The sequence below is a fragment of the Litchfieldella qijiaojingensis genome (assembly GCF_014651875.1).
Taxonomy (GTDB): domain Bacteria; phylum Pseudomonadota; class Gammaproteobacteria; order Pseudomonadales; family Halomonadaceae; genus Litchfieldella; species Litchfieldella qijiaojingensis.
The window spans coordinates 233,777-258,456 of sequence record NZ_BMXS01000003.1; the positions used below are offsets into that span (position 1 = coordinate 233,777).

The 24,680-nt window shown below is 61.4% G+C and carries 22 protein-coding genes, 1 other RNA gene and 1 pseudogene; 10 read left to right on the forward strand and 14 right to left on the reverse strand.

All coding sequences use genetic code 11. The annotated features are described in order from the left end of the window. Positions 1-8 precede the first annotated feature (8 nt). Positions 9-1,415, reverse strand: a complete 1,407-nt coding sequence (gene amaA / locus IE093_RS05245) for an L-pipecolate oxidase (RefSeq protein WP_229803258.1) — start codon at positions 1,413-1,415, stop codon at positions 9-11. A gap of 83 nt (positions 1,416-1,498) precedes the next feature. After that, the gene (amaB, locus tag IE093_RS05250; protein WP_189466867.1) at positions 1,499-2,992 is read right to left on the reverse strand and encodes an L-piperidine-6-carboxylate dehydrogenase; all 1,494 of its coding nucleotides are present in this window, start codon (positions 2,990-2,992) and stop codon (positions 1,499-1,501) included. A 124-nt stretch (positions 2,993-3,116) separates the two neighbouring features. Here amaB and gcvA point away from each other — a divergent pair, with 124 nt between their 5' ends. Next, a complete protein-coding gene (gene gcvA / locus IE093_RS05255; protein WP_189466869.1) occupies positions 3,117-4,007 on the forward strand; it encodes a transcriptional regulator GcvA in 891 nt (296 codons plus the stop codon). A 161-nt stretch (positions 4,008-4,168) separates the two neighbouring features. Here the strand turns inward: gcvA and IE093_RS05260 are convergent, their stop codons facing one another. From IE093_RS05260 to argH, 6 genes and pseudogenes are all read right to left on the reverse strand, one after another. Further along, entirely contained in the window at positions 4,169-5,083 is a 915-nt protein-coding gene (locus IE093_RS05260; RefSeq protein ID WP_189466871.1) for a tyrosine recombinase XerC, read from the reverse strand. After that, positions 5,076-5,798, reverse strand: a complete 723-nt coding sequence (locus IE093_RS05265) for a DUF484 family protein (RefSeq protein WP_189466872.1) — start codon at positions 5,796-5,798, stop codon at positions 5,076-5,078. Before IE093_RS05265 ends, IE093_RS05260 begins: the two co-directional genes overlap by 8 nt. Before the next feature lie 31 nt (positions 5,799-5,829). Next, positions 5,830-6,663, reverse strand: a complete 834-nt coding sequence (gene dapF / locus IE093_RS05270) for a diaminopimelate epimerase (RefSeq protein WP_189466873.1) — start codon at positions 6,661-6,663, stop codon at positions 5,830-5,832. Further along, a complete protein-coding gene (lysA, locus tag IE093_RS05275) occupies positions 6,663-7,943 on the reverse strand; it encodes a diaminopimelate decarboxylase (RefSeq protein ID WP_189466874.1) in 1,281 nt (426 codons plus the stop codon). Before lysA ends, dapF begins: the two co-directional genes overlap by 1 nt. Before the next feature lie 92 nt (positions 7,944-8,035). Next, a pseudogene (gene lptM / locus IE093_RS22865) lies at positions 8,036-8,122 on the reverse strand (LPS translocon maturation chaperone LptM); the annotation flags it as partial. A gap of 16 nt (positions 8,123-8,138) precedes the next feature. Beyond that, entirely contained in the window at positions 8,139-9,542 is a 1,404-nt protein-coding gene (argH, locus tag IE093_RS05285) for an argininosuccinate lyase (protein ID WP_189466876.1), read from the reverse strand. Positions 9,543-9,728: 186 nt separating this feature from the next. Here argH and hemC point away from each other — a divergent pair, with 186 nt between their 5' ends. The 5 genes from hemC to IE093_RS05310 all read left to right on the forward strand — a co-directional run bounded on the left by hemC (position 9,729) and on the right by IE093_RS05310 (position 15,744). Beyond that, the gene (gene hemC, locus IE093_RS05290; protein ID WP_229803260.1) at positions 9,729-10,670 is read left to right on the forward strand and encodes a hydroxymethylbilane synthase; all 942 of its coding nucleotides are present in this window, start codon (positions 9,729-9,731) and stop codon (positions 10,668-10,670) included. Between the two features lie 6 nt (positions 10,671-10,676). Further along, positions 10,677-11,465, forward strand: coding sequence for a uroporphyrinogen-III synthase (locus IE093_RS05295; RefSeq protein WP_189467021.1), 789 nt, complete (start codon positions 10,677-10,679; stop codon positions 11,463-11,465). 6 nt (positions 11,466-11,471) lie between these two features. Continuing rightward, positions 11,472-12,941, forward strand: a complete 1,470-nt coding sequence (locus tag IE093_RS05300; protein WP_189466878.1) for a uroporphyrinogen-III C-methyltransferase — start codon at positions 11,472-11,474, stop codon at positions 12,939-12,941. After that, positions 12,938-14,161 (forward strand): heme biosynthesis HemY N-terminal domain-containing protein, encoded by a 1,224-nt coding sequence (locus IE093_RS05305; protein WP_189466880.1) that lies wholly within the window; start codon positions 12,938-12,940, stop codon positions 14,159-14,161. The genes IE093_RS05300 and IE093_RS05305 overlap by 4 nt, the downstream gene beginning before the upstream one ends. 206 nt (positions 14,162-14,367) lie before the next feature. After that, a complete protein-coding gene (locus IE093_RS05310; RefSeq protein WP_189466882.1) occupies positions 14,368-15,744 on the forward strand; it encodes an NCS2 family permease in 1,377 nt (458 codons plus the stop codon). A 74-nt stretch (positions 15,745-15,818) separates the two neighbouring features. Here the strand turns inward: IE093_RS05310 and ybiO are convergent, their stop codons facing one another. Together ybiO and rloA3 are read right to left on the reverse strand one after the other, a co-directional pair. After that, positions 15,819-18,146 (reverse strand): mechanosensitive channel protein, encoded by a 2,328-nt coding sequence (ybiO, locus tag IE093_RS05315; RefSeq protein ID WP_422730962.1) that lies wholly within the window; start codon positions 18,144-18,146, stop codon positions 15,819-15,821. 213 nt (positions 18,147-18,359) lie between these two features. After that, positions 18,360-18,917, reverse strand: a complete 558-nt coding sequence (gene rloA3, locus IE093_RS05320; RefSeq protein WP_229803262.1) for a retropepsin-like aspartic peptidase RloA3 — start codon at positions 18,915-18,917, stop codon at positions 18,360-18,362. A gap of 198 nt (positions 18,918-19,115) precedes the next feature. On the opposite strand from rloA3, the gene IE093_RS05325 reads away from it, so the two are divergent. Continuing rightward, the gene (locus IE093_RS05325) at positions 19,116-20,000 is read left to right on the forward strand and encodes a class I SAM-dependent methyltransferase (RefSeq protein ID WP_189466884.1); all 885 of its coding nucleotides are present in this window, start codon (positions 19,116-19,118) and stop codon (positions 19,998-20,000) included. A 172-nt stretch (positions 20,001-20,172) separates the two neighbouring features. Here IE093_RS05325 and ssrA read toward each other — a convergent pair. After that, positions 20,173-20,552: a transfer-messenger RNA gene (gene ssrA, locus IE093_RS05330) on the reverse strand. 61 nt (positions 20,553-20,613) lie between these two features. Then, the gene (gene smpB / locus IE093_RS05335) at positions 20,614-21,099 is read right to left on the reverse strand and encodes an SsrA-binding protein SmpB (protein ID WP_189466885.1); all 486 of its coding nucleotides are present in this window, start codon (positions 21,097-21,099) and stop codon (positions 20,614-20,616) included. A gap of 132 nt (positions 21,100-21,231) precedes the next feature. On the opposite strand from smpB, the gene IE093_RS05340 reads away from it, so the two are divergent. Both IE093_RS05340 and IE093_RS05345 read left to right on the forward strand, forming a co-directional pair. Further along, positions 21,232-21,669, forward strand: a complete 438-nt coding sequence (locus tag IE093_RS05340) for a type II toxin-antitoxin system RatA family toxin (protein WP_189466887.1) — start codon at positions 21,232-21,234, stop codon at positions 21,667-21,669. After that, the gene (locus IE093_RS05345) at positions 21,656-21,985 is read left to right on the forward strand and encodes an RnfH family protein (RefSeq protein ID WP_189466889.1); all 330 of its coding nucleotides are present in this window, start codon (positions 21,656-21,658) and stop codon (positions 21,983-21,985) included. Before IE093_RS05340 ends, IE093_RS05345 begins: the two co-directional genes overlap by 14 nt. A gap of 33 nt (positions 21,986-22,018) precedes the next feature. Here IE093_RS05345 and IE093_RS05350 read toward each other — a convergent pair whose 3' ends face one another. Beyond that, positions 22,019-22,462, reverse strand: coding sequence for an outer membrane protein assembly factor BamE (locus IE093_RS05350; protein WP_189466891.1), 444 nt, complete (start codon positions 22,460-22,462; stop codon positions 22,019-22,021). Positions 22,463-22,534: 72 nt separating this feature from the next. Here IE093_RS05350 and fur point away from each other — a divergent pair, with 72 nt between their 5' ends. Then, positions 22,535-22,981, forward strand: a complete 447-nt coding sequence (gene fur / locus IE093_RS05355) for a ferric iron uptake transcriptional regulator (RefSeq protein WP_189466893.1) — start codon at positions 22,535-22,537, stop codon at positions 22,979-22,981. A gap of 14 nt (positions 22,982-22,995) precedes the next feature. Here the strand turns inward: fur and recN are convergent, their stop codons facing one another. Then, positions 22,996-24,669, reverse strand: coding sequence for a DNA repair protein RecN (gene recN / locus IE093_RS05360; protein WP_189466895.1), 1,674 nt, complete (start codon positions 24,667-24,669; stop codon positions 22,996-22,998). Positions 24,670-24,680 lie beyond the last annotated feature (11 nt).

The window sequence follows — 24,680 nt, forward strand, 5'->3', positions numbered from 1 at the left end:
ATGAATTGCTAAATCAATATCTTGAGGCACTGCCCTGCATGGTAAAGGGAGAAGCCAGTTTCATAAGCGGCTTTCCATAGTTGTTTTCCTGAAATCGGCCGAGATGGCTGAATCTTGAATGGCAGGAAATGATCATCACTGTTGATGATGTAATGCGCGAACCCTTTCCCTACCACCGTTCCTGTAGTAACACCACGTCCGTTGTAACCGGTGACTGCCAATATTCCTGGAGCAGGTTCGAAAATTCTAAGAGTGTGATCGGGAGTGAAGGCGATTCTTCCTGTCCATGTACACTCCCATTCCACTTCTCCAAGCTGAGGGAAATAGTGTTCCCTCACACGGTTGGCCCAGCACTTTATGTATGACAAGGGTTTGCCGTCACCACGCCCCAGACTACCCAGGATCAACCTTCCTTCGCTATCTCGGCGAATGCTGCTTAGTACGGTGCGTGTATCCCATGCGCCCTGGCGTTCAGGCAGGATATCGGGAAGGATATCTTCCGCTAGCGGGCGGGATGCCACTTGGAAAAAGTATCCGGGGAAGAAGTTGTTGCGTACCTGATTCCACGTATCTTCAGTATATGCATTTGTCGCCAGTACGACCCTTTGGGCTGTGATACTGCCCTTTGGTGTAATGGCTCGCCAACCATCCCTGCATTTCTCCAACCGAACGACCGGGCTCTGTGTGTAAATGTCCGCTCCGGCCGACTGAGCCGCGCGAGCCAACCCTCTTGTGTATGCAGTAGGGTTCAGTGTGCCTGCTCGACGATCGAGAAGCGCTCCCTCGATACGTTCGGTACCGGTCAATCTTTGGCAGTCGTCGCCCTCGATAAGCTCTACAGGAGCACCGCGATTTTGTAACTGGTCACGGCGCCTTGTCAGCTCCTTGGCTCCTTTGGCGTTGTGTGCCAAGTGCAGTGTGCCGGTGCGCGTTGCATCACACTCTATATTGTGAGCTTCAATTATGTTGAAAACTTCGCCAGGAGCACTGCCAAGAATGGAGTTTGCTCTTTCTCCATTTTCCTTGCCAAGCGTTTTGACAATATCATCCGGTGGAATCCAGAGACCTGCATTTACCAGCCCGACACTGCGTCCCGAGCCACCGCTGGGAATTTCCTTGGCTTCGATGAGTGTAACTTTGACACCTTGCTCGGCCAAGTGAAACGCAGTAGATAAACCTGTAATTCCACCTCCAATGATACAGACATCGGCATCCTGCTGTGAGTCAAGTGTGGAAGAGACGATAGATGATTCGCGGGATGTGGCTTCCCATAAACAACGTATTTCCATAAAAATAGGCCCCTTTCCAAACGACGATATTGGTGCTTGCCCATGACTACCAACCAGACTGCCAGGACAGTTGCCAATAGTGGCAGAAAACCCAAAGTAACCCTGGGGTTTTACCAACTTGTACACTTTGCATGAGACCTACCTTATTATCTTTGTCTCTTGAGTCGAGGGGCCCTGGACTCGTTAGAGCCCAGGGGAGGTATGGTTTATCAGTCGAACTTTATGCCTTGGGCCAGTGGAAGCTCACGAGAGTAGTTGACCGTGTTCGTTTGACGGCGCATATAGCTCTTCCAGACATCGGATCCGGATTCACGCCCGCCACCGGTTTCTTTCTCTCCTCCGAAGGCTCCACCGATCTCGGCGCCACTCGGACCAATGTTGACATTGGCAATGCCACAGTCACTACCGACAGCGGATACGAATGTTTCGGCTTCTCGCACATCGGTAGTAAACACGCAGGAAGACAGGCCCTGAGGCACGTCGTTGTTCATGGCCAAGGCGTCGTCGAAGTCGCGGTAACCCATGACATACAGGATGGGGGCGAACGTCTCGTGCCTGACCAGGTCGTCCTGTTGCTCGACCTCGACGATGGCAGGGGAGACGTAATAGCCGTCGGGGTAGGTATCGGCCAGATGACGCTCGCCGCCAAAGATTTTGGCACCCTGCTGGCGCGCGCGCTCCAGAGCGGACTGCATCTGCTCGTAAGCCTGGGAGTCGATCAGCGGGCCGACCAGGTAGCCTTCCATGGGGTCGCCGATACGGATACCGGCGTAAGCCTTCTTGAGACGATCGACGACCTCGTCGCGGATGGATTCGTGAACGATCAAGCGGCGAAGTGTCGTGCAGCGCTGCCCCGCAGTTCCGACCGCAGAGAACAGAATGGCACGCACCGCCATGTCCAGATCGGCGCTGGGCGCCAGGATCATGGCATTGTTGCCACCCAGCTCGAGAATGCTGCGTCCGAAGCGGGCGGCGACACGCGGCGCGACCTCTCGGCCCATGCGGGTGCTGCCGGTAGCGCTGATGAGCGGGATGCGAGGGTCATCTACCAGACGCTCGCCGGCGTCTCGGTCACCGATGATCACCTGACTGAGGTCTTTCGGGGCGTCGTCGCCGAACTCTTCCATGGCGCGTTCCAGCAAGGCCTGGCAGGCCAGGGCGCAGAGCGGCGTCTTCTCGGAGGGCTTCCACAGCAGGCTGTTGCCACAGACCAGGGCCAGCGCAGCGTTCCATGCCCATGGCGCTACCGGGAAGTTAAATGCGGTGATCAGGCCGATCGGACCCAGTGGGTGCCAGCTTTCGCGCATATGGTGACCGGGACGCTCGGAAGCGATGGTCAGACCGTAGAGCTGGCGTGACTGACCCACGGCCAGGTCGCAGATATCGATCATTTCCTGAACTTCACCCAGCCCTTCCTGGAGGATCTTCCCGCACTCCCAGGTGACCAGCCTGCCCAGATCTTCTTTATGATCGCGTAGCTGCTGTGCAAAGAGTCTTACCAGTTCACCGCGACGAGGAGCGGGCACTTTCCTCCAGGCTTCGAAGGCCTGCTGGGCTTTGGCAATTCGCTCCTCAACAGCCTCAGCGCCTTCAAGCGACACTTGTCCCATGGCGCTACCGTCAATGGGAGTTCTAACCGTGTAATTCCCATTCTGGTACAGGTCGTGAGATACACCGAGGCGCTTCATGATAGAGTCTATCATTCTTTCTCCTATCGTTCTTGTTGACGCGTGAGGGGTCCGGCTCAGTATCGATGGGGATCTTGACCTCGGGCAAACGACGTTTAAGATAGACATCATTCCTAATTTTCATGAATCGGGTTTTCGCATGAGTCGCAGGCACTTACCCTCACTGTCTTCCATGCAATGCTTCGAGGCGTCTGCTCGCCATTTGAGCTTCACTCGCGCGGCAGAGGAACTGAGCCTGACACAAAGTGCCGTGAGCAAGCAGGTGGCTCAACTGGAAGCCGCGCTTGAGCATAAGCTGTTCAGACGTGTGAGAAAGCGGCTTCAATTGACCCCAGAGGGCTCCTTGTATTTGACGGAAGCGCGCAAGATTCTTGCCCAGGTCGAGATGTCGACTCGGTATATGCTGTCTTACGGTGGAGAGAGTGAGGTGCTTAATGTCACCACGTTGCCTACTTTTGGGGCGCGATGGCTGATACCGAGGCTTAATGGTTTTAGATATTCGCATCCCGGGATATATCTAAACATCACCAATCGTGTGGAACCGTTCGACATGGAGAAAGAGCGGGTGGATGTTGCTTTCTTTTATGGACATGGAGCTTGGCCAAAGACCGAATGTGTCAAAATACTCGATGAAGAGGTCGTGCCTGTATGCTCGCCTTCAATCGCTCCGCAAACCCCTTTTGATGATCCCTTGCAATTGACGCAACTCGTCTTGTTGCAGAGTGCCACACGGCCCGAAGCTTGGCACGATTGGTTTGATGCACAAGGTTATTATACGGAGCATAGCTATCATGGGCCTCGCTTCGATACCTTCTATATGGCGATTCGAGCTGCCCAGGCGGGGTGTGGCGTCGCTTTGATTCCAAGGTTCCTGGTGACCGAGGAGTTGGAGGAGGGGAAGCTGATCATTCCCTGGCATTTTTCTCTGAAAAGTCGTGATGCGTACTATATGGCTTGCCCGGAAAACATGGGAGAGGTCACCAAAGTGAAGAGCTTTATGGAGTGGATAACTGCCAGGATCGATGGTTAGGCTCTGTCTGAAAACTGTCTGCGCTCGCCCATACGGCGTTAAAAATCAGCTTAAAATGCTCATTTACACCCACGTAAACTCGAGTGCGAGCCCAGTCCGTTTTTCGCTGATTTTTGCCTTGTCTGACCTTCGCTCGTCGACTTTTCAGACAGAGCCTAGGCTTATTTCTTTTTCTTTCGCGTTTCACTGCGCCGCGCACGAGGGTGGGCGGCATCGTAACTCGCTGCCAGGTGCTGCCAATCGAGCCGGGTGTAGACTTGGGTCGTCGACAGGTTGGCATGACCGAGCAATTCCTGGACGGCGCGCAGGTCCTGGCTGGATTCCAATAAATGGCTGGCGAAAGAGTGCCGCAGTCTGTGTGGATGCAGGTGTTCGGCCAACCCTCGCTCCTTGGCGAGGTGTGCCAGGCGCTGCTGGATGGCGCGGTGCCCCAGGCGCTGACCGCGTACTCCGACGAATAGAGCGGTTTCGCCGTTAGCCGCCAATTGACCGCGGACCTTCAGCCAGGCATCGAGCGCCTCTTGGGCGCGACGGCCGACCGGCACCTGACGCGGTTTGCTGCCCTTGCCCATCACTCTTACCCGAGGCCCCTGTAGCTGGCCGAGATCGAGTGCCGCCAGTTCGGCCAGACGTAGCCCGCTGGAGTAGAACAGCTCGAGCATCGCCTGATCGCGGCGTGCCAGTGGCGAGTCGTCATGCGGTGCATCCAGGAAGTGTGCCAGTCGGTCGACATCCAGTGGATGAGGGAGGTGCTTGGGCTGACGCGGGGCCTGGGTCAAGCTGACAGGATTGTGGGACAAGCGTCCATGACTTACCAGATACTCGGCGAAGCGCGATAGCGCCGCACGGCGCCGGGCCAGGCTGCGCGGCGCTAGCCCGCGCGAACGCTCGCGGCCAAGGAAACGGCGCAACAGGGCGGTATCCAGCGCATGCCAGCCGGGAAGGTCCAACTCGATGGCGAAGGTGACCAGGGCGGCCAGGTCGCGCCGGTAGGCATCGAGCGTCGCCGGGCTGGCACTTTGCGTCAGGTCGGCGAGAAAGGCCTCGATATCGGCCTGTAGGGCCGACTCAGCCATATCGGGGTTCTGCCAGCCGTACCAGTAAACGAGCCACGACCTCGCCCAGGTATTCGGTGAAGAGGGTGTCGAGGCTGGCACGAAAATATTCCGGATCGGGGCTGGCCAGCACCAGGTAACCTAGCGGCTCACCAAGGGTCAGGCGGGTCAGGGCGCAGGAGCCGGCCTGCTCCGGAGGCGGAGCATGCGGTAGCAGGCGTTGCCAGTCGGTGCGGCTAAGGCGTGTGCAGCGGCTGGTGCGCCCGTCCAGCAGGGCGGCCAGCCGCAGGCCAGCGGCGTCGTCGAGCACCTGACGTGGTGGCTGTGGCGGGTGTGGCTCCCGGTCGGTCAGCGAGGCTGGGCACCACAACGCAATCGCTGGGGTGCGGAAGCGCTCACTGAGCTGGGTGGCCAGCGCCTGGCCCAGGGCGTCGTTGTCCTCGGCTTCGAGCAGGGCAAGCACCAGTTCACGGGTCCGACGATACTGAGCCTCGTTATGGCGCGCCGAGTCGAGGAGTTGCTCGAGACGCCACTCGGCATTCTCGGCACGTGCGCGCAGGTCATGGATCAGGCGCTCGAGTAGCGAGGTGACACCACGAGCCTCGGGATGCGGCACCTTGAGCTGCTGCAGCAACCCTTCGCGGCCGACGAAGAAATCGGGGTGCCGGGCCAGCCATTGGGCGACCCGGTCGGGATCCAGTGTCTGGCGAGGTTCGGGAGCCTGGGCACGGGGCATGCAGAGTTCTCCTGTCGCTGGGGTGGTGCGCTTAGTTCAGCGCCACCCGTCCATCGAAGACACGTTCGGCGGGGCCGGTCATCTTGAGGCTGGTACCGTCTCCGCCCCAGGTGATGGTCAGGTCTCCACCACGCAGGTGCACGGTCACTGGGCTATCGAGCAGGCCTTGGCGAATGCCGCAGGCCACCGCGGCACAGGCGCCGGTGCCACAGGCCAGGGTCTCGCCGCTGCCGCGCTCGAACACCCGCAAGCGGATTTCATGGCACGAAACGATCTGCATGAAGCCGGCGTTGACCCGCTGTGGAAAGCGCGGGTGAGCCTCGATCAGCGGGCCAAGATGCGCCACCGGTGCCTGGTCGATGTCATCCACGCGCAGCACTGCATGAGGATTGCCCATCGAGACCACGCCCACCTCCAGGCGCTCGCCGTCGACTTCCAGGGCATGCCGGTCGCGGTCTTCCTCGGCTTCGAAGGGCACTGTCTCGGGAGCGAAGCGCGGTGTGCCCATGTCGACGGTCACCCGGCCGTCATCCTCGACCAGCAAGGTCAGGGGACCTCCGGCAGTCTCGACACGGATCTCGCGCTTGTGCGTCAGGCGCTGGTCGCGCACGAAGCGGGCGAAGCAGCGAGCGCCATTGCCGCAGTTTTCCACCTCGCCGCCGTCGGCATTGAAGATCCGGTAGCGAAAGTCCATGTCCGGATCGAGCGGCGGCTCGACGATCAGCAACTGATCGAAACCGATACCGAAATGGCGGTCGGCCAGGCGGCGGACCTGTTCTTCGCGCAGCCGGGCGCGCTGTGTCACCAGGTCGACGACCATGAAGTCGTTGCCCAGGCCATGCATCTTGGTGAAGTGCAGCAGCATCACTCGGCCTCCGCCCCGTCGCTGGGTAGCAAGGACTCTCCGGCCCACAGGTCTTCGAGACGCTCGCGCCGGCGGATCAGGTGGACGCGGTCGCCATCGACCATTACCTCGGCTGGGCGCGGGCGACTGTTGTAGTTCGACGCCATTACAAACCCATAGGCTCCCGCCGAGCGTACCGCCAGCAGGTCGCTCGCGGCAATCGCCAACTCGCGGTCCTTACCCAGGAAGTCGCCGGTTTCGCAGACCGGACCGACCACGTCGAAAGTTTGCGTCTCGCGTGGTGCGCGGGTATCGACCGGCAGAATCGTCTGCCAAGCTTGATACAGCGCGGGGCGGATCAAGTCGTTCATGGCCGCGTCGACGATGGCGAAATTCCGGGTCTCGCCGTGTTTCAGGAACTCTACCCGGGTCAACAGCACTCCGGCATTGGCGGCGATCGAGCGCCCCGGCTCGAACAGCAGCGTCAACTGGTGTTCGCCGTGACGCTGAGCGAGCCGCTCGAGCAACGAGGCGGCGTAATCGAAGGGGGCCGGTGGGCGTTCGTCATGATAGGGCACGCCCAGGCCACCGCCGAGATCCAGGTGCTCGACCTCGATGCCGCGCTCCTTGAGCCGGTCGAGCAGTACCAGCAATCGGTCGAGCGCATCAAGGAACGGAGAGAGTTCGGTGAGCTGGGAGCCGATATGGCAGTCGATTCCCACCACACGCAGGTTGTCCATGCCGGCGGCGATTTCGTAGACCTCGAGCGCCTCGTCGACGGGAATGCCGAACTTGTTGGCCTTGAGCCCGGTAGAGATGTAGGGATGAGTGCGCGCGTCGACGTCCGGGTTGACGCGCAGCGAGACCGACGCCACCTTGCCCTGCTCGCCAGCGACGCGATCGAGCCGTTCGAGCTCGGGCAGTGACTCGACGTTGAAGCACTTGATGCCGACGTCCAGCGCGCGGGCCATCTCGCCTTCCTGCTTGGCGACACCCGAGAACACCACCTTGGCGGGATCTCCGCCGGCAGCGAGCACTCGCTCCAGCTCGCCCTGCGAGACGATATCGAAGCCAGCGCCGAGGCGAGCCAACAGGCCCAGTACCGCCAGGTTGGAGTTGGCCTTGACCGCATAGCAGATCAGGTGCGGGTGGCTGCCCAGCGCCTCGGTGTAGGCGCGGAAATGCCGCTCAAGGGTGGCCTTGGAGTAGACGTAGCAGGGAGTGCCGAAGCGCTCGGCGACATCGGCCAGGGGCACGTCTTCGCCAAACAGGACACCGTCGCGGTATTCGAAATGATCCATGCTCAGTTCTCGTCTTCGCTGTCGCTGGCGGTGTCACCACCGCCTTGGACGTTTTCGTCGTCCGCGTTCTCACGCGCTGCACCGGTGCCGTAGCGTTCCGCGGCTGCCTCGTCGCCGGGCAGATAGAGCGGACCCTTCTGGCCGCATCCGGCGAGCATCAGCAGCAGGGTGGCGAGCATGACCGGCCAGCGCATCTTAATTTCCCCCGCGCAGGGCTGCCAGAGCATCCCGGGCACGTTGTGCCGCGGCGCGCACCTGGTCGGGAGCGGTGCCACCGATATGGTTGCGCGCGGCAACCGAACCCTCGAGCGTCAGCACCTCGAATACATCGGCCTCGATCACCTGGGAGAACTGCTGGAGTTCGTCAAGACTCATCTCCGAGAGGTCCTTGCCGTGCTCGATACCGTAGGCCACCGACTGGCCGACGATTTCGTGGGCGTCGCGGAACGCCACTCCCTTGCGCACCAGGTAGTCGGCCAGGTCGGTAGCGGTGGAGAAGCCCTTGCGCGCGGCCTCGTACATGTTCTCGGCCTTGGCTTCGATGGCCGGAATCATGTCGGCGAAGGCCTTGAGGCAACCTTGCACGGTGTCGAGCGTGTCGAACAGTGGCTCCTTGTCTTCCTGGTTGTCCTTGTTGTAGGCCAGCGGCTGCGACTTCATAAGCGTCAGTAGGCCCATCAGGTGGCCGTAGACACGCCCAGTCTTGCCGCGTACCAGCTCCGGCACATCGGGGTTCTTCTTCTGTGGCATGATCGAAGAGCCGGTGCAGAAGCGGTCGGGCAGGTCGATGAAATCGAACTGGGCGCTGGTCCACAGCACCAACTCCTCGCTCATGCGCGACAGATGCATCAAAAGTACGCTGGCGAAAGCCGTGAACTCGATGGCGAAGTCGCGGTCACTCACTGCGTCCAGCGAGTTCTCGGCCGGGCGTTCGAAACCGAGCAGTTCGGCGGTGACATGGCGGTCGATGGGGTAGGTGGTGCCGGCCAGCGCGGCGGCGCCTAGGGGCATCACGTTGACCCGTCCCCGGCAGTCGCGCAAGCGCTCCTGGTCGCGAGCCAGCATCTCTTGCCAGGCCAGCAGGTGGTGGCCGAATGTGACCGGTTGCGCAGTCTGCAGGTGGGTGAAGCCCGGCATGATGGTATCGGCCTCGCGCGCTGCCAGTTCGATCAGGCCCTCGCGCAGACGCGTGAGTTCGGCGTCTACCGCGTCGATGGCATCGCGCAGGTAAAGGCGAATGTCGGTGGCGACCTGGTCGTTGCGCGAGCGGCCGGTGTGCAACTTCTTGCCGGTGATCCCGATCTTCTCGGTCAGCCGTGCCTCGATGTTCATGTGCACGTCTTCGAGCTTGACCGACCAGGCGAAGGTGCCGTTGGCGATTTCCTGGTCGATTTCCTGGAGCCCGGCGATGATGGCGTCGCGTTCGTCATCGCTCAGTACTCCAACCCGGGCCAGCATGGTGGCATGGGCAATGGAGCCCTGTATGTCGTGGTGGGCGAGGCGCTGGTCGAAATCCACCGAGGCAGTGAAGCGCTCGACGAAGGCATCGGTGGGCTCACTGAAACGCCCGCCCCAGGACTGATTGGTTGGCTGCGGCATCGAACTGGATATCCTGCATTGTTGCTGTAGGGATGTTGCAGGGAAGTGTACCAGAGTCGGCCCGACAGGCGAGGGTGGAAGCAGGAGGACATGCCAGGGTCGTGGCGGGCATTTTTCCTAGTCCGGCGCGTGCATTATGATAGGGGATCAACCGAACCCAGACAGACCGCCCACAGGGGGATCATCGTGCTCGCCGACAACATCCTGCGTATCGCTACCCGCAAGAGCCGCCTGGCCCTTTGGCAGGCCGAGCATGTTCGTGACCGTCTGCGGGCGATACATCCTGGGCTCGAGGTGGAACTGGTCGCCATGTCCACGCGTGGCGACAAGATCCTCGACACCCCGTTAGCCAAGGTGGGCGGCAAGGGGCTGTTCGTCAAGGAGCTGGAGGAAGCGATGCTCGACGGGCGCGCCGATATCGCCGTGCACTCCATGAAGGATGTGCCCATGCACTTTCCCGAAGGACTCGGGCTGTCGGTGATCCTCGAGGGCGCCGAGCCCACCGATGCCTTCGTCTCCAACGACTATGCCTCGCTCGACGAACTGCCCCAGGGCGCTCGCATCGGCACTTCGAGCCTGCGTCGTGGCTTGCAGATGCGCGAGGCGCGCCCCGACCTGGAGATCCTGACCCTGCGCGGTAATGTGCAGACGCGACTGGGTAAGCTCGATGCCGGCGAGTTCGATGCCATCATCCTGGCCACTTCCGGCCTGCGTCGCCTTGGGCTCGGCGAGCGGATCGCCATGGAGCTGCCCCCCGAGGTATGCCTACCGGCCTGCGGCCAAGGGGCGCTGGGGATCGAGTGCCGCACCGACGATGCTGAACTGATCGCCATGCTGGCACCACTCGATGATCCCGCCACTGCCACTCGGGTGCGCGCCGAGCGCGCTATGAATACGCGCCTGGACGGCGGCTGCCAGGTCCCTATCGCCGGCCACGCAGTGTTCGAGAACGATGGCCGCACCTTGTGGCTGCGCGGCCTGGTGGGCAACCCCGACGGCACCCAGGTGTTGCGTGCCGAAGGTCGGGGGGCGGCCAGCGAACCGGAAACGTTGGGCGTGCGGGTCGCCGAGGACCTGCTCGAGCAGGGCGCCGGCGAAATCCTGGCCCAGGTCTACGGCGACACCTGAATGAATATGCGGCCACGGGTCCTGATCACACGACCGGGCAGTCGAGCGATGCCACTGGTTCGCGCTATCGAAGCACTGGGGGCCGAGGTCAAGCCGCTCGAGATCATGCGTCAGGAGCCCTTGGTCGAAACCCAGGCCATGCGCAATGCTTGGCTGGACTTCGATCAGTTTTCCAAGGTGGTGGTGGTCAGTCCTTTCGCCGCCGATTGCTTGGCCGAGTCGCTGGACCGTTATTGGCCTCAGTTGCCGGTGGGCCCGCACTTCTATGCCGTCGGTCGCGCCACCGCCGAAACGCTGCATGAACGGCTGGCTGTGCGTGTGCGCGTGCCGCCGCCCGGCCCGGAGGATACCAGCGAGGCGTTGCTGTCATTGCCCTCGCTGCAGGCACTCGACGAGCAGAAGGTCCTGCTGGTGGCAGGGGAAGGTGGCCGTGCATTGCTGGCCGAGACACTCGAGACGCGTGGCGCACGTCTCACGCGTCTGGCACTCTATCGGCGTGTTCTGACACCGCCGGATGAGACCAGTGCGCGCATGCTCTCCCGTGGAGATTTCACCGCCTTGGTGGTGAGCAGCGGAGAAATACTCGATCATCTGGCAGGATGGTGTACACAGGCGGCGTTGAACCAACCGCTAATCGTTTCCAGCCAGCGTTTGGCTACACTGGCCGGCAGCCTGGGATTCGCCGATCTCCGCGTGGCGCAGGGCGCCACGCCGAACGCCTTGGCGGCGACAGTCGCCGAGGCCTGTGACCTGGATGGTGCCGATATCGATCATGACGATCTTGACAAAGGCTAGCGATAGATGAGCAAGCAACCACACGATCAGGACGAACAGCAGGCGCCCGGCGGCGCAGATGCCTCCCGCTCGGACAAGGACGAGTCGACGCCGGCACCCACCGGGGCTCCCGAAGCCTCCACGCCGGATTCCCCGGCTCAGGCCTCGAAAGCCGAGAAACCACAGCGTTCGCGGTCGCGTGGCCGTCGGGGTACCAAGAGTGCCGCGGCCAATCAGACGGCGTCCGGCTCAGTGGCGTCGAAGGAAGGTGTCAAGGGGAAAAGCAGCGATAAGCCGTCGTCCAGTGGCGATGACACGCCCTCAGGCTCCGACAAGAAAACCGCGGGTACCGGCAAGCCCACTGCCGATACGAATGACAAGCGCAAGAAGGAGGCAGAGACGGGCAAGGCGCCGCCTTCGAGCGGTGGCGATGCATCCGGCGGCGGCACCTCGGGAGAAGGTGGCCAGAGCGGGAAATCGCTGGGGGTCGCTGCCTTGGTGCTGGTGGTCGTGCTGGCGGTGGCGGTGGCGCTGCTCGGTTGGTTGGGCTGGCAGCGGCTCGAGACGCAGCAGCAGCGTCTGACGGACATCGAGGCCAATGCCGAGGCCATTGCGGATCTGGAGTCGCGGCTTGCCTCCAGCGAGGAGCAGCGTCAGGCGGCACTGGATAACGCCTTGGCGTCGTTGCGTGCCGAGTTCAGCGACTATCGCAGTAATGTCGACAAGACCCTTGATCAAGTCCTTGATGAGCTGTCCAGCCAACAGGAAACCGACGAGCGAGAGTGGTTGCATGCCGAGGCCGCCTATCTACTGCGTCTGGCCAACCAGCGCCTGCAGCTCGAGCGCGATGTCGAAGGCGCAGCCGCACTGTTGCGCACCGCGGATGAGCGCTTGCGCGATGCCGATAATCCGGCCCTGGTGCCGGTGCGCCGGGAAATCTCATCGGAGCTCGCGGCTCTGGACGCCGTACCGCGTATCGATCGTACCGGCCTGTATCTGGCCCTCAATGCCCAACAGCAGCAACTTGCCCGGCTACCGCTCAAGCAGGATGTCGAAGAGATTGCCGCACAGCCCGGCGACGATACACCGCCTCGCGGTGGTTGGCAGCAGCAGCTTGCGCGCTTTGCTGGGGAGCTCAAGGAGCTGGTCACGGTGCGTCGCCATGACGAGGCGCTCGAGGCGCTGATCACGCCGCAGCAGGAGGCCTATCTGCGCCAGAACGTGCGCTTGGTGCTCGAGCAGGCCCAACTGGCCTTGCTTCGCGAGGAGCCGGAGCTCTACCGGGCCAGCCTCGACAAAGCGATCTCCCTGGTGCGCGACTACTATGCCGCCGACCGTAGTGGTGTCGAGGCCACGCTGAGGCGTCTGAACGAACTGCGCGAGGCAGCGGTGCGTCCCGAACTGCCGGACATCAGCGGTTCCCAGCAAGCCTTGGCCACTTTCATCGAGCGCCGCTTCGAGTCGTCTTCCAAAGGTAGTGGGGGAGATGAGGCATGAGAAAGCTGATCCTCCTCATCGTTTTTGGCCTGGCCGTCGGGGCGCTGTTCGGCCAGTTGATGCATTCGTTGCCCGGCTACTGGCTGGTTCGGGTTGGCAATACCTCGTTCCAGACCTCATTCTGGTTTGGCCTGATCCTGCTGTTGGCGGCCTTCCTGATACTGCACTTCGTGCTTCGGGCGCTGATGCGCATGCGCCACCCGGTGAGTCGGCTCAAGGTGTGGAACAGCCGCACCCGTCATCGTAATGCCATGAAGCGCACCGTACGCGGGCTGGTGGCACTGGCCGAGGGGCGTTGGAAGCGTGCCGAGAAATCCCTGGTCAAGGCTGCCAACGATTCCAGCACGCCGCTGGTCAATTACCTCTCGGCAGCACTGGCAGCGCATTATCAGGGGCGCTATGAGCAGGCCGATACCTTGCTCAAGCGTGCCCACCTGAGCACTGAAGGTGCCGATACCGCGGTGGGGATGGTCCAGGCGCAGTTGATGCTCGACCGGCAGCAGTTCGAGGAGGCCCTGGCCACTCTGACTCGGCTCGACAAGCAGCTACCGAACCACCCACAGGTGCTCAAGCTGCTCAAACAAGCCTATCTGAGCGTCAACGACTGGGATGGTCTACGGCGATTGACGCCGCGTCTGGCCCAACAGCAATTGATTGCCCAGGAAGAACGCCAGGAACTCGAGCAGCGCGCCTATCGCGAGTTGATCGTCCAGGCGGCGCGCAATCCCAACGATATCGAGCGGGTGCGCAATCTGTGGGCCGACATGCCAGATCACCTACGCGGTGACGTGGAACTGGTGGTGTTGTATACCGAGGCCTTGGTGCGTAGCGGCGAAGAGGGGATCGCCGAGCGCCTGCTGCGCCACTCGCTCAAGGAACACTGGGATTCGCGCTTGGTACTGCGTTACGGGCTGCTCAACGTCGATGCCGCTCGCCAGCTGGTCTATGCCGAAAAGTGGTTGCAGGAGCGCCCCAACGATCCGGATCTGTTACTCACCTTGGGGCGGTTGTCGCTGCGCAATGCCTACTGGGGCAAGGCTCAGGAATATTTCGAGGCCAGCCAGCGCCAGCGTCCCAGTGGCGTGGTCTGCGCCGAACTGGCGCGGCTATATGCCAATCTCGGCGAGCACAACAAGAGTCAGCTCTACTATCGCCAGAGCGTGGAACTGCTCGACAAGTCGCTGCCCTCGCTTCCCCAGCCCAGCGACATCAATCGCTGAGCCTGTTTTTTGCTCTCCTGGGCGCCGAAAGGCGCCCTTTTTTGTGATAGGGCTGTATTCACATCTCAAATACGTAACATCAGGTTTCGTTGTTGTCCGATCGGTCAAAAATTGCCTACGCTGTGCTTGTGACCAAAGTTGACCAATAGGTCAAATCCCTGGCGCTCACAAACGTGCATCCATTCCAACAACAACGGGACCACACCATGGAACAGACCTCGACCGTTCGTCATGAGGCCTCCCCCCATTCGGTCGTCGCACCGGCTGCGGGAGAAAACTGGCTGGATACCTACTTCGGCGTGAGCCGACGAGGCTCGAGCCTGCGTACGGAGATCCTGGCCGGGATCGCGACCTTTCTGGCCTCCATGTACATCATCGTCGTCAACCCGGCAATTATCAGCGCTGCCGGGATTCCCTTCTCGGCGGCGCTATCGGCCACCGTGCTGATAAGTTTCATGAGCAGCCTGGCGATGGGGCTCTATGCTCGCAACCCTATCCTCGTCGCCCCTGGCATGGGGATGAACGCACTATTCACCTATACCCTGGTATTGGGAGCCGGTCTCTCCTGGGAGGTGGCACTGGGCTGCGTGTTCTGGTCCGGTGTACTGTTCGCGCTGCTCGCCGTGTTCAATGTGCGCAAGGCGATCATCGAGGCGATCCCGGCGACCCTGCGTTACGCCATTACCTGTGGTATCGGTTTATTCATCACCTTCATCGGATTCAAGAACGCCGGCTTCATCGTCGCCAGTGAGGCTACCTTGGTGTCGCTGGGCAGCCTGGATCCGACGCTGATCACCTTCTTCGTCGGCATGATGGCCACGGCGATCATGGTGATCCTGCGCTTCAATGGCGCGCTGATCCTGGGGATCGCCTTCACCACGCTGCTGGCTGCGCCCATGGGGCGCCTGTGGGGCGAAGAGGTTCTGGTGGAATGGAGTGGTCTGGCCGCCTGGCCCGATTTCAGCGCAGTGATGCAGGTCGATATCTGGGGGGCGCTGAAGGTTGCCTACCTGCCGTTCATCTTCGTGATGCTGTTCACCAACTTCTTCGATGCGCTGTCGTGCTTCATGGCGCTCTCCGAATCGGCCGACCTCAAGGACAAGGACGGCAATCCACGCAATCTCAAGCGCTCGATGACCGTCGACGCCTTTGCCTCGATGATTGCCGCGCCGCTGGGCACCAGCGCCGCCCAGACGTTCATCGAATCCGGGGCCGGCGTTGCCCAGGGCGGGCGTACCGGCCTGGTGGCAGTGGTCATCGCGGTGCTGTTCCTGCCGTTCCTGTTCCTCTCGCCACTGCTGTCGCTGGTGCCGGGCATTGCCACCGCGCCGGCGCTGGTGCTGGTCGGGCTGTTCATGCTGGCGCCGGTCAGCAAGATCGACTGGACCCGCTACGATCAGGCGTTCCCGGCATTCCTGGCCATCATCCTGATGCCGTTGACCTACTCGATCACCCTTGGAATCGCTTTCGGTTTCCTGAGCTTCGTGCTGATCAAGGCTTTTACCGGCCGCATCGATGAGATCAAGCCGGCAATGTGGGTGTCGGCCGCGTTGAGTGTGGTGATGCTGGTCACCACGCATTGACGAGCCGATATGATCCGGTAGCGTAAGCAAATGGGGCAGCCATCCGGCTGCCCCGTTCGTTGCATGAGCGAAGCTCAATCCTCGTCGAAGTCGCCCTTGAACTCAGGGTTGACTTGGGCACGTGGATCGTCGCTGTAGTCCTTGGACTCGACGGCGGGCCGAGGCTCCTGGGCGACGCGAACGCGCGCCGGGGGAGCGGTACCGTCCTTGTCTTCACCGAAATATAGCGTGGTATGCGGGAAGGGAATCTCGATACCGGCGGCATCGAAATGCATCTTGACCAGGCGGTTGTAGGCGCGCCCGACGGCCCACTGGTTACCTGGCGTGGTCTTGATGCGCACGCGGATATTCACCGAGCTGTCGGCGAGAGCGGTAACGCCAGCCACCTCCAGTGGCGCCAGCAGGTTCATCTTGTGCTCGTCGTCATTGGCCAACTCATCGAAAGCTTCACGCAATCTGACGATAGCCTCGTCGATATTCTCGCGATAGGCAATGCCATATTCGCCGACATGGTAGGCGAATTCACGCATGAAGTTGGAGACGGTGTCGACGCTGGAGAAGGGGATGATGTGGTAAGTCCCCGACAGGTCGCGTATGCCGACCGAGCGAATGCTCAGGCGCTCGGCCGTACCGGTGATGCCGCCCACGGTGACCACGTCGCCGGTGTTCATGGCATTCTCGACCTGGATGAAGATGCCGGTGATGATGTCCTGCACCAGTTTCTGGGAGCCGAAGCCGATCGCCAGACCCAGCACCCCGGCACCGGCGATCAGCGGGCCGATGTTGATGCCGAGTTCCGAGAGCACGATCATCGCCGTCATGGTGACGATAGCGATGGCCAGGGCATTGCGAAACAGGCTGAGCAGGGTCTTGGCGCGTGCCGTCGGTTCTCCGCCTCCCGTCTCGGGGCTGAGGCGATGTTCGATCAAGCTGGCGAGGGCGAGCCAAATGGCGGCCGCCACAAGGAGAATCACGGCAATGCTGATGACTCTGCCGGCCAGGTTACGGCCGGCCTCGGAGGCGTACCAGGCGCTCGCATCGAAGGCCCCCCAGGCGCTCAGCACCAGCATGACCACGATTACCAGAATGATCGCACGGATCACCCGCAGGGCATTGGGGATGTAGGAATTGAGCCGCTGTTCCAGCTTTGGCAACTTGTGGCGCAGGTCTTCGGGCAGGGTGATGCGACGACCGATGGTCTGGGTCAGCAGACTCGACAACAGCACGCCCACGCCAATCGTGATCAGGGTCTTGAGGGTGGCCAGCATCACGAATGGCAGCGCATCTTCGGGCCGGGTCAGGGTAACGACCAACACCATCAGGAAGTAGAGAATCGCCAGCCAGTGCCAAATACGTGCGAACAGGCGCAGCGAAAGTCGCGATGCGTTCATGGTCGCCATTTCGGCTTTCGCTTCGATGGCCCGGCGGACCTTGAGGCGGTTCTTTATCACTACGGCGACGGCATAGACGAAGGCGCCGATCATGATCAGGGTGCCGATGCCTTGTCCCAGTGCCGGTGAAACGTAGAAGTTGATCAGCGGCACGACGACCAGCAGGCCGTAGCCGACAAGGCCGATCAAGCGCGCGATCCAGCGATTCCAGTAGGAAGCATCGCTGGCCGAGATTGGTAGCAGGCGTAGGCCGTCGTAGCGCGACGCGAACAGCATGCGAATAGCGGCCTTGAGCAGTTCGATGACCAGGAAGGCGTTCAGGAACAACGAGGCGCGGGTCGAGAGTTCGCCGGTCTCTCCAATCGCGAAGGTAGCGATCAGGTTGCCACCGACATAGGCCAAGGCCACGATCACCACATCGATCACCGCGGCTGCGACCACGGCGATCACCAGGCGCAAGATGGGCGTAAGCCCCGTCCCTTGTAGCGACCATTCGTTGATACGGGTGAAGCCCCGCTTGGCCAGGCGGCGAAAGCCCAGGAACAGCGCGAAGGTGGCAATGATGACCAGTGCCAGATTGAAAGCCGCCTCGGTGAAGGCGGCCATATCGAAGGTGGTATCTCTCGCGGTGGCCTCACCACTGAACAACGCGCTGACGGCCTTGAGCATGTTATCGAGTTGCCCACCGATATTGCCGGCGATATGGCTGGTGGCTTCCGCCAGGCGCCGCGGCAGCGACGCTTGTTCAGCGGGCTGGTCGCTGGGAGCCGATTCTGCCCCCGCTTGTGGCGCGGCATCTGCGGGGGCATCGGTGCGTGCCGCCAGGCTACGCAGGTGCTCGATCAGCTCGTTCCGGGCTTGCTCGTTCTCGAGTAGATCGGCCAGCGTGGCGTAGGCGGGAGGCTCGGCGGAAGGGGCATCGCTCTGTTGGGCCTGTAGTGGAAAGCTGATGGCCAGCAAGACCATCACTACCCAGCTTGCCAGCAGACGAATAAGGCGGGATTGAAGCACGCTTCGACCTCCATGAATCGGCGTGGGACGGTGGGGGTGAACGGATGTAAACGTCCCCCCGCTTGGCACCCTTCGGTGGGTACTATCGTACAGGCATCATTATACAGATGCTGTACATTTGATAATGCTTATACCAAATTATAGTGAAGAATACCTAAGCACCACCCTTTGACCACCCAGGAAGGGTGGTTATTTTTTTACTGATCGTCGACGTCAGTCGTCTTCGTCTTCATAGGCGACCAGCGGCGAGTCTTCGTCGCATTCGGGCTTGTGTTGGAAGGTTCGGGTGACATCGAGTAGACCCAGGTGCTCGATGGTGCGGCGTCCCAGCAACATCGGATAGAGCATGTTGCCGCGGTTGCGCAGGCTGAAATCCTCCTCGTACAGCGTATCGCCGACACAGATCGTCATGATCACTGTAGGGCGCCGGGACTCTCCGCCGGCACCGCGCAGGATCAGCTTGCGGTTGACTTCGCGCTCCAGTACTTCGGACGTAACCTCGCCAGTTTCCTCGTCCTCGAGTTCGAGGCGGAAGCGCACCCACTCCTCGCCGTCCTTCTGGAAGCGCTCGATATCACGGGCGTCTAGCGAGGAGGTCAGCGCTCCGCTATCGAGCTTGGCCTTCACCTCCACGCCCCAAGGCTCGACGGTTGCTTTTTCCACCCAGCCGAAGACCTTCCGCTCGTCGTCGGCCTGGGCCAGGGAAGCGGCACACAGAAGTAGGGCAGCAGCGCCAGCGCGGCGCAACCAGCGGTATCCCTTGTGATTCACGGCGATTCTCCTCTACGTGGAGTACAGCAACCTAATGCTTGAGAAAGGAGGAATGATTCCATCCAACTGTGTGGGGTGGCAAGTGGGGAGGGGATTCCCCACACACGCGATTCTCGCTAAGGCCATGGCTGAACCGCTGCTAAGCTATGTGTGTGGTTTCGTGCAAGCCACAATGACTGTTCAGATGGGGAAGCCGCCATGAGCGAGAGTACGTTCGATCCGGCACAGGGGACGGAGGCGGACCGTCGGGGTTGGGACTCCGTGGCCTATGGCTGGAAGAAGTGGGCGCCAACCATCGAGTCGGCCGCCCAAGTGATCAACGACCGGCTGGTGGATATGGCGCAACTCGGCGCCGGACACAAGGTGCTCGACATTGCCACGGGCTATGGCGAGCCTTTGATGAGCATCCTCGAGCGGGTGGGCCCCAGCGGAGTTGTGGTAGCGACGGACCTTTCGCCGGAGATGATTGCACTTGCCCGTGAACGGGTCGCCCAGGCTGGCATGACGAATGTCGCTTTCTACGCGTGCAACGGTGAGGTACTGGAGATTCCGGAAGCCGATTTCGACGCCGCGCTGTGCCGGTGGGGATTGATGCTGATGGCCGACCCGGACGCGTGCCTGGGGCGAGTCCATGAGTTATTGAAGCCAGGTGGTCGCGTTGCCATGGCGGTTTTCAGCGAGCCCGCGAAGTCGCCGTTGCTATCGATTGCGGGCGCGACGGTGCGCCGTGCGGTCGGTGTCGGGCCGCCGGATCCTGACGAACCGAATATTTTCCGTCTTGCCGACAGTGCGGACCTTGAGCGGCGGTTCCAGGCGGCAGGCTTCGATCAGATAGCGCTCGAACAAGTCGCCAGTGAATGTGTCCACGATTCGCCCGATGCCTACGTCCACTTCCTGCAGGATGTCGCCCGGGACATCGTGAGGCTTCTCGAAGGCCTGTCGCCCGAGAAACAGCAAGACATCTGGCAGGCTGTCGCCGAGGCCGTGAAACCCTACCAGGCCGCAGATGGCCGTGTTCATCTAGGCCTGGAGTGTCACTGTATCGCTGCACGCAAGCCGCATGGGGCCGAGGACGCCTGGTGAGGGTCTGGACCGGAAGAGCCTATACCTCAATCATTAATCATTGGTTGCCGTAGAGGCACGGGTGATGAGCAGTCCAGCGTATGCTGACTGCGTTACGTGTGGTGCCTGCCGCTCACGGGGTTGGTGGGTAAACGAAAAAAGCACCCGTAGGTGCTTGATTCGTCGACATGTTTGGTGGAGGCGGCGGGGATCGAACCCGCGTCCGCCGGCACTCGCCCATTGGCTCTACATGCTTAGTTCCGTCTTTTGTTTTAGCGTTACTGACTCCGACGGGCAGGATCCAGCAACGCGAGCCTTCTTAAGTTTAACGATTGACGCGAAGGCGTCGCCAACCGCGATCCCATCACTTTGCGCTCGTCTCCCGTCCACGATGAATGGGCACATCGCTTCCGGGCCAGGCTAACTACCAGCAGTTTTTAGGCTGCCAGAGCGCCCTGAGCGTAGTTTTCGTCGTTTGCGACTATTTAGTCGTGATGTTGGATTTACGAGATACATCACGCTCTCGGCATGCACCTCAGGGGTTGTCACCGGCGTCGAAACCATGTCGCCCCCTTAGAACGTCTTCACTATACCAGATGGGGGGTCTGCAGCGCCAGTTCAAGGGCTCGCCCGCTCACTTGTTCTCGCGCATGATGCGTGCCTTCTGGCGGTTCCAGTCGCGTTCCTTCTCGGTGGCGCGCTTGTCGTGCAGCTTCTTGCCGGTGACCAGCGCCAGCTCGCACTTGACCAGGTTGTTCTTCCAATACAGCTTCAACGGCACACAAGTGTGTCCCTTGTCCTGGGTGCGAGAGAAGATCTTGGCGATCTCCTTGCGGTGCAGCAGCAGCTTGCGGGTGCGCGTCGGATCGGCCAGTTCGTGGGTGCTGGCGGTGCTGAGCGGCGTGATATGACTGCCCAGCAGCCATGCCTCGCCGTTCTTGACCAGGATATAGGTGTCAGTGAGCTGGGCTTTACCCGCGCGCAGGCTTTTTACCTCCCAGCCCGACAGCGACAGCCCCGCCTCGAAGGTCTCCTGAATGTGGTATTCGAAGCGTGCCTTCTTGTTCTGGGCGATGACGTTGCTGCTGGGCCCTTTGCTCTTGCCTTTCTTGTTGGCCATGAAACCTCGTTGATCGATATGCCGGATGGCGGCTACCCCTTCGAGATGGGGGGAAGCGTGGTACCATTCAAGGCTTGACGAAATAACCGCCCATGATACGCCCAAGGCCTTGTAAAGTCAGCGGAGAGGTACATGCCAACGGTCAATCGGTCCGCCCTGGTGCGGCACTCCCCCCAGGCGATGTTCGACCTGGTCAATGATTTCGAGCGCTATCCGGAGTTTCTGCCAGGGTGTCGCAGGGCACGGTTGATCGAGCAGGATGAGGCTCATCTGATTGGTGAGCTGACGCTGTCCAAGGCGGGTGTGGAGCAGAGTTTCACCACGCGCAACGATTTGTATTCGCCGGAACGGATCGAGTTGTCGTTGGTTCGAGGCCCCTTTCGTCGCCTGCGGGGGCGTTGGCTGTTCACGCCGATGGGTGAGGATGCCTGCAAGGTGAGCCTGGAGATGGAGTTCGAGTTCGCCAATCGACTGCTGGGCATGGCCTTCGGCAAGTTGTTTCAACAGGTGGCGGGGCAACTGGTGGAATCTTTCACTCGCCGAGCCGATGAGGTCTATGGTCGCTACTGATCGGGAAGAGACGAACCAGGCATGCCTCGAGGTGGAGGTGGCCTTTGCCTTGCCTGAGCGGCAGAAGGTCGTGCCGTTGACGGTACCGTCAGGCACCACGGCGCGACGAGCGGTCGAGCTGGCCGAATTGACGCGCTACTTCCCTGAACTGCCCGCGGAGACGTTCAGCGAGGCGAGCTTGGGTATCTTCGGCAAACTATTACGTGACCCCGACCGCCATGAGCTACAGGCGGGGGATCGCGTCGAAGTCTACCGCCCGCTCAAGATCGACCCCAAGGAAGCCCGCAAGCAGCGGGCCTCAGGCCGCCGCACTTAGCGCCTTGGATGTCCTTGCAGGCGGATCTTCGCCTTATGGCACTGAGGTCGGGGTGCCTGGCCTTTCCGCCTCGGGCGACAAAGCGGAGTCTTCCGGTCCGGCGCCTGCTGGAGCCGGACCCACCCCCTCGACTGAAGGGAGTTCGATGTCGCTGGCCAGGTCGCCTTCAGTGGTGATGTTCACCAAGCGATCGTTGGCGAAGGTGAGGGTCACGCGTCGTTGTTCTACATCCCCGTAGGCCTCGTCGAGACGGTACAGGTAGTCCCACTGGTTGGCACTGAAGGGAGCCTCGAGTAAGGGACTGCCCATGACGAACTTGACCTGTTCACGTGTCATGCCCGGTTCGAGTTGGGCGACCATCTCTTGTGTCACCAGATTTCCCTGGGGCAGGTCACGCTTGTACACGCCAAGGTAACTGCAGCCGCCAGCCAGCGACAGCACCAGGGAAAGGGTGACCATTTTAATCAGCTTTTGCATTTGCGTCCGTTCTTCACTATCGTTGATTCGGTCGATGATACCCGACCCTACACGTCACTGCGAAGAGCAACCATGGCTGATCAGAACCATGAATTGCGCAAGGCGGGTCTGAAAGTGACCCTGCCGCGCGTCAAGATCCTTCAGATACTCGAAAATGCCCCCGAGCAGCATCACCTTAGCGCCGAAGATGTCTACAAGGCGTTGCTGGAGGCCGGGGAGGATGTCGGGCTTGCCACCGTATATCGCGTCTTGACACAGTTCGAATCCGCCGGCCTGGTGACACGCCACAACTTCGATGGCGGGCACGCTCTCTTTGAGCTGTCACAAGACGAACACCATGATCACATGGTGTGTCTGGAAAGTGGCGAAATCATCGAGTTCTACGATGAGGCCATCGAGCGCCGCCAGCAAGAAATCGTCGAGGAGCACGGCTACGAACTCGTCGATCATGCGCTGGTGCTCTATGTGCGTCCCAAGGGCTCCAAGGCGACCCGGCAAGAAGGCATCAAGAAGGGCTAAGAGCTAGCGCGGCCTTAGTGATGGGCGTGTTGGCTGGCGTCCAGCATTTCCCGTGCGTGGGCCAGGGTGCGGTCGGAGAGCGTGACGCCTCCCAGCATGCGGGCCAGTTCGCGCACGCGACCGGCGCTGTCGAGTAGCGACATCCGCGTCAAGGTGGTCTTTTCCTGCGCCTGCTTTTCGATATGCAGGTGCTGGTGAGCCTGGGCGGCGACCTGGGGCAGGTGGGTGACGGTCATCACCTGGCCGTTCTCGCCCAGGCGCCTGAGCAACTGGCCGACGATCTCGGCAGTGGCCCCGGAGACACCCACGTCCACCTCATCAAACACTAGGCTGGGAATGGTCGAGTGGCTGGCGGCCACGACTTGGATGGCCAGGCTGATGCGCGATAGCTCGCCACCGGAGGCGACCTTGGCCAAGGGTCTGGCCGGTTGCCCGGGGTTGGCGCTGATCAGAAAACGCACACTGTCCAGGCCGTTCGGTGCGGGGGTGTCGCGACTCTCCACTTGTACCTGAAAACTGGCCTTGCCCATGGCCAGGAATGCCAGTTGCTCCTGTACTGCCTGGCCGAAGCGTGTTGCCGCCTCACGGCGCGCTTCGCCGACGGCTCTGGCTTGCTGACGCCAATCTTCGCGTAGCGCTTCGACCTCGGAGGATAGCGTCTCGAGGTTGTGTTCGCCGCCCTCCAGGGCGGTGAGTTCGGCTTGGAGGCGCTGGTGTAGCTCGGCGAGCTCCTCGGGCATTACGTGATGCTTGCGCGCGATACGGTGCACTTCGCCCAGGCGCTCCTCCACCCAGGCCAAGCGCTCGGGGTCGAGTTCGGTGGTGTCGACGAATCGGTGCAGTTCGCGTGCGGCTTCCTCGATCTGGATACGTGCCTCGTTCAGCATGCCCAGCGCCTCAGCAAGAGAACCACGGTCGCTGCCGGGCAGTGGGCCGAGCCGCTGCGTCGCCTGGGTTAGCAGGTGTAGGGCGCCGGCCTCGTCATGGTCGCAACATTCCGCGGCGAACTGGGCTTCGCGCAGGGTTTCCTCGGCATGAGCCAGTTGCACCTGCTCCTCTTCCAACGCTTGCAGCTCACCCTCGGCCAGCGCCAGTTGGTCGAGCTCCTCGACCTGATAGCGCAGCAATTGACACCGTGCCTGGATCTCCTCGCCGTCTTCACTGAGCCGCTTGAGGCGGCGGCGCTTGTCCTGCCACTGCCGGTAAAGCGTCGTCAGTTCGTCGACCGACTCGGCATGACCAGCGAAGTCGTCGAGCAGGCGTAAATGGGTTTCCTCGCGTAGCAGCGCCTGATGCGCGTGTTGGCCGTGGATCTCGATCAGGTGCTCGCCCAGCGACCTAAGATCCGACACGGTCGCCGGTTGGCCGTTGATCCAGGCCTTCGAGCGACCTGCGGTGGTGACCACTCGGCGCAGCAAGCAGTCATCGTCGGGCAGCTCGCGCTCGCTGAGCCAGGCGCGCGCCTCTGGCAAGTCGGCAATGTCGAAGCGCGCAGAGAGGTCGGCACGTTCGGCGCCATGACGCACGCTGCCGGCATCAGCGCGCTCCCCCAGGCATAGACCGAGGGCGCCGAGCAGGATCGACTTGCCGGCGCCGGTTTCGCCGGTGATGGCGGTCATGCCGCCGTGCAGCTCCAGGTCCAGGCTATCGACAATGGCGTAATCGCGAATCGCAAGCTGCACCAGCATGGCCACCTCCA

Bases quoted from the DNA above. Each gene is read 5' to 3' on its own strand.
- IE093_RS05265 (WP_189466872.1), bottom strand. From the start codon at position 5,798: ATGCCCCGTGCCCAGGCTCCCGAACCTCGCCAGACACTGGATCCCGAC.
- IE093_RS05300 (WP_189466878.1), top strand. From the start codon at position 11,472: ATGAGCAAGCAACCACACGATCAGGACGAACAGCAGGCGCCCGGCGGC.
- lysA (WP_189466874.1), bottom strand. From the start codon at position 7,943: ATGGATCATTTCGAATACCGCGACGGTGTCCTGTTTGGCGAAGACGTG.
- IE093_RS05305 (WP_189466880.1), top strand. From the start codon at position 12,938: ATGAGAAAGCTGATCCTCCTCATCGTTTTTGGCCTGGCCGTCGGGGCG.
- fur (WP_189466893.1), top strand. From the start codon at position 22,535: ATGGCTGATCAGAACCATGAATTGCGCAAGGCGGGTCTGAAAGTGACC.
- gcvA (WP_189466869.1), top strand. From the start codon at position 3,117: ATGAGTCGCAGGCACTTACCCTCACTGTCTTCCATGCAATGCTTCGAG.
- IE093_RS05345 (WP_189466889.1), top strand. From the start codon at position 21,656: ATGGTCGCTACTGATCGGGAAGAGACGAACCAGGCATGCCTCGAGGTG.
- IE093_RS05310 (WP_189466882.1), top strand. From the start codon at position 14,368: ATGGAACAGACCTCGACCGTTCGTCATGAGGCCTCCCCCCATTCGGTC.
- amaB (WP_189466867.1), bottom strand. From the start codon at position 2,992: ATGATAGACTCTATCATGAAGCGCCTCGGTGTATCTCACGACCTGTAC.
- argH (WP_189466876.1), bottom strand. From the start codon at position 9,542: ATGCCGCAGCCAACCAATCAGTCCTGGGGCGGGCGTTTCAGTGAGCCC.
- dapF (WP_189466873.1), bottom strand. From the start codon at position 6,663: ATGCTGCTGCACTTCACCAAGATGCATGGCCTGGGCAACGACTTCATG.
- smpB (WP_189466885.1), bottom strand. From the start codon at position 21,099: ATGGCCAACAAGAAAGGCAAGAGCAAAGGGCCCAGCAGCAACGTCATC.
- IE093_RS05350 (WP_189466891.1), bottom strand. From the start codon at position 22,462: ATGCAAAAGCTGATTAAAATGGTCACCCTTTCCCTGGTGCTGTCGCTG.
- IE093_RS05340 (WP_189466887.1), top strand. From the start codon at position 21,232: ATGCCAACGGTCAATCGGTCCGCCCTGGTGCGGCACTCCCCCCAGGCG.
- IE093_RS05295 (WP_189467021.1), top strand. From the start codon at position 10,677: ATGCGGCCACGGGTCCTGATCACACGACCGGGCAGTCGAGCGATGCCA.
- recN (WP_189466895.1), bottom strand. From the start codon at position 24,669: ATGCTGGTGCAGCTTGCGATTCGCGATTACGCCATTGTCGATAGCCTG.
- IE093_RS05260 (WP_189466871.1), bottom strand. From the start codon at position 5,083: ATGGCTGAGTCGGCCCTACAGGCCGATATCGAGGCCTTTCTCGCCGAC.
- IE093_RS05325 (WP_189466884.1), top strand. From the start codon at position 19,116: ATGAGCGAGAGTACGTTCGATCCGGCACAGGGGACGGAGGCGGACCGT.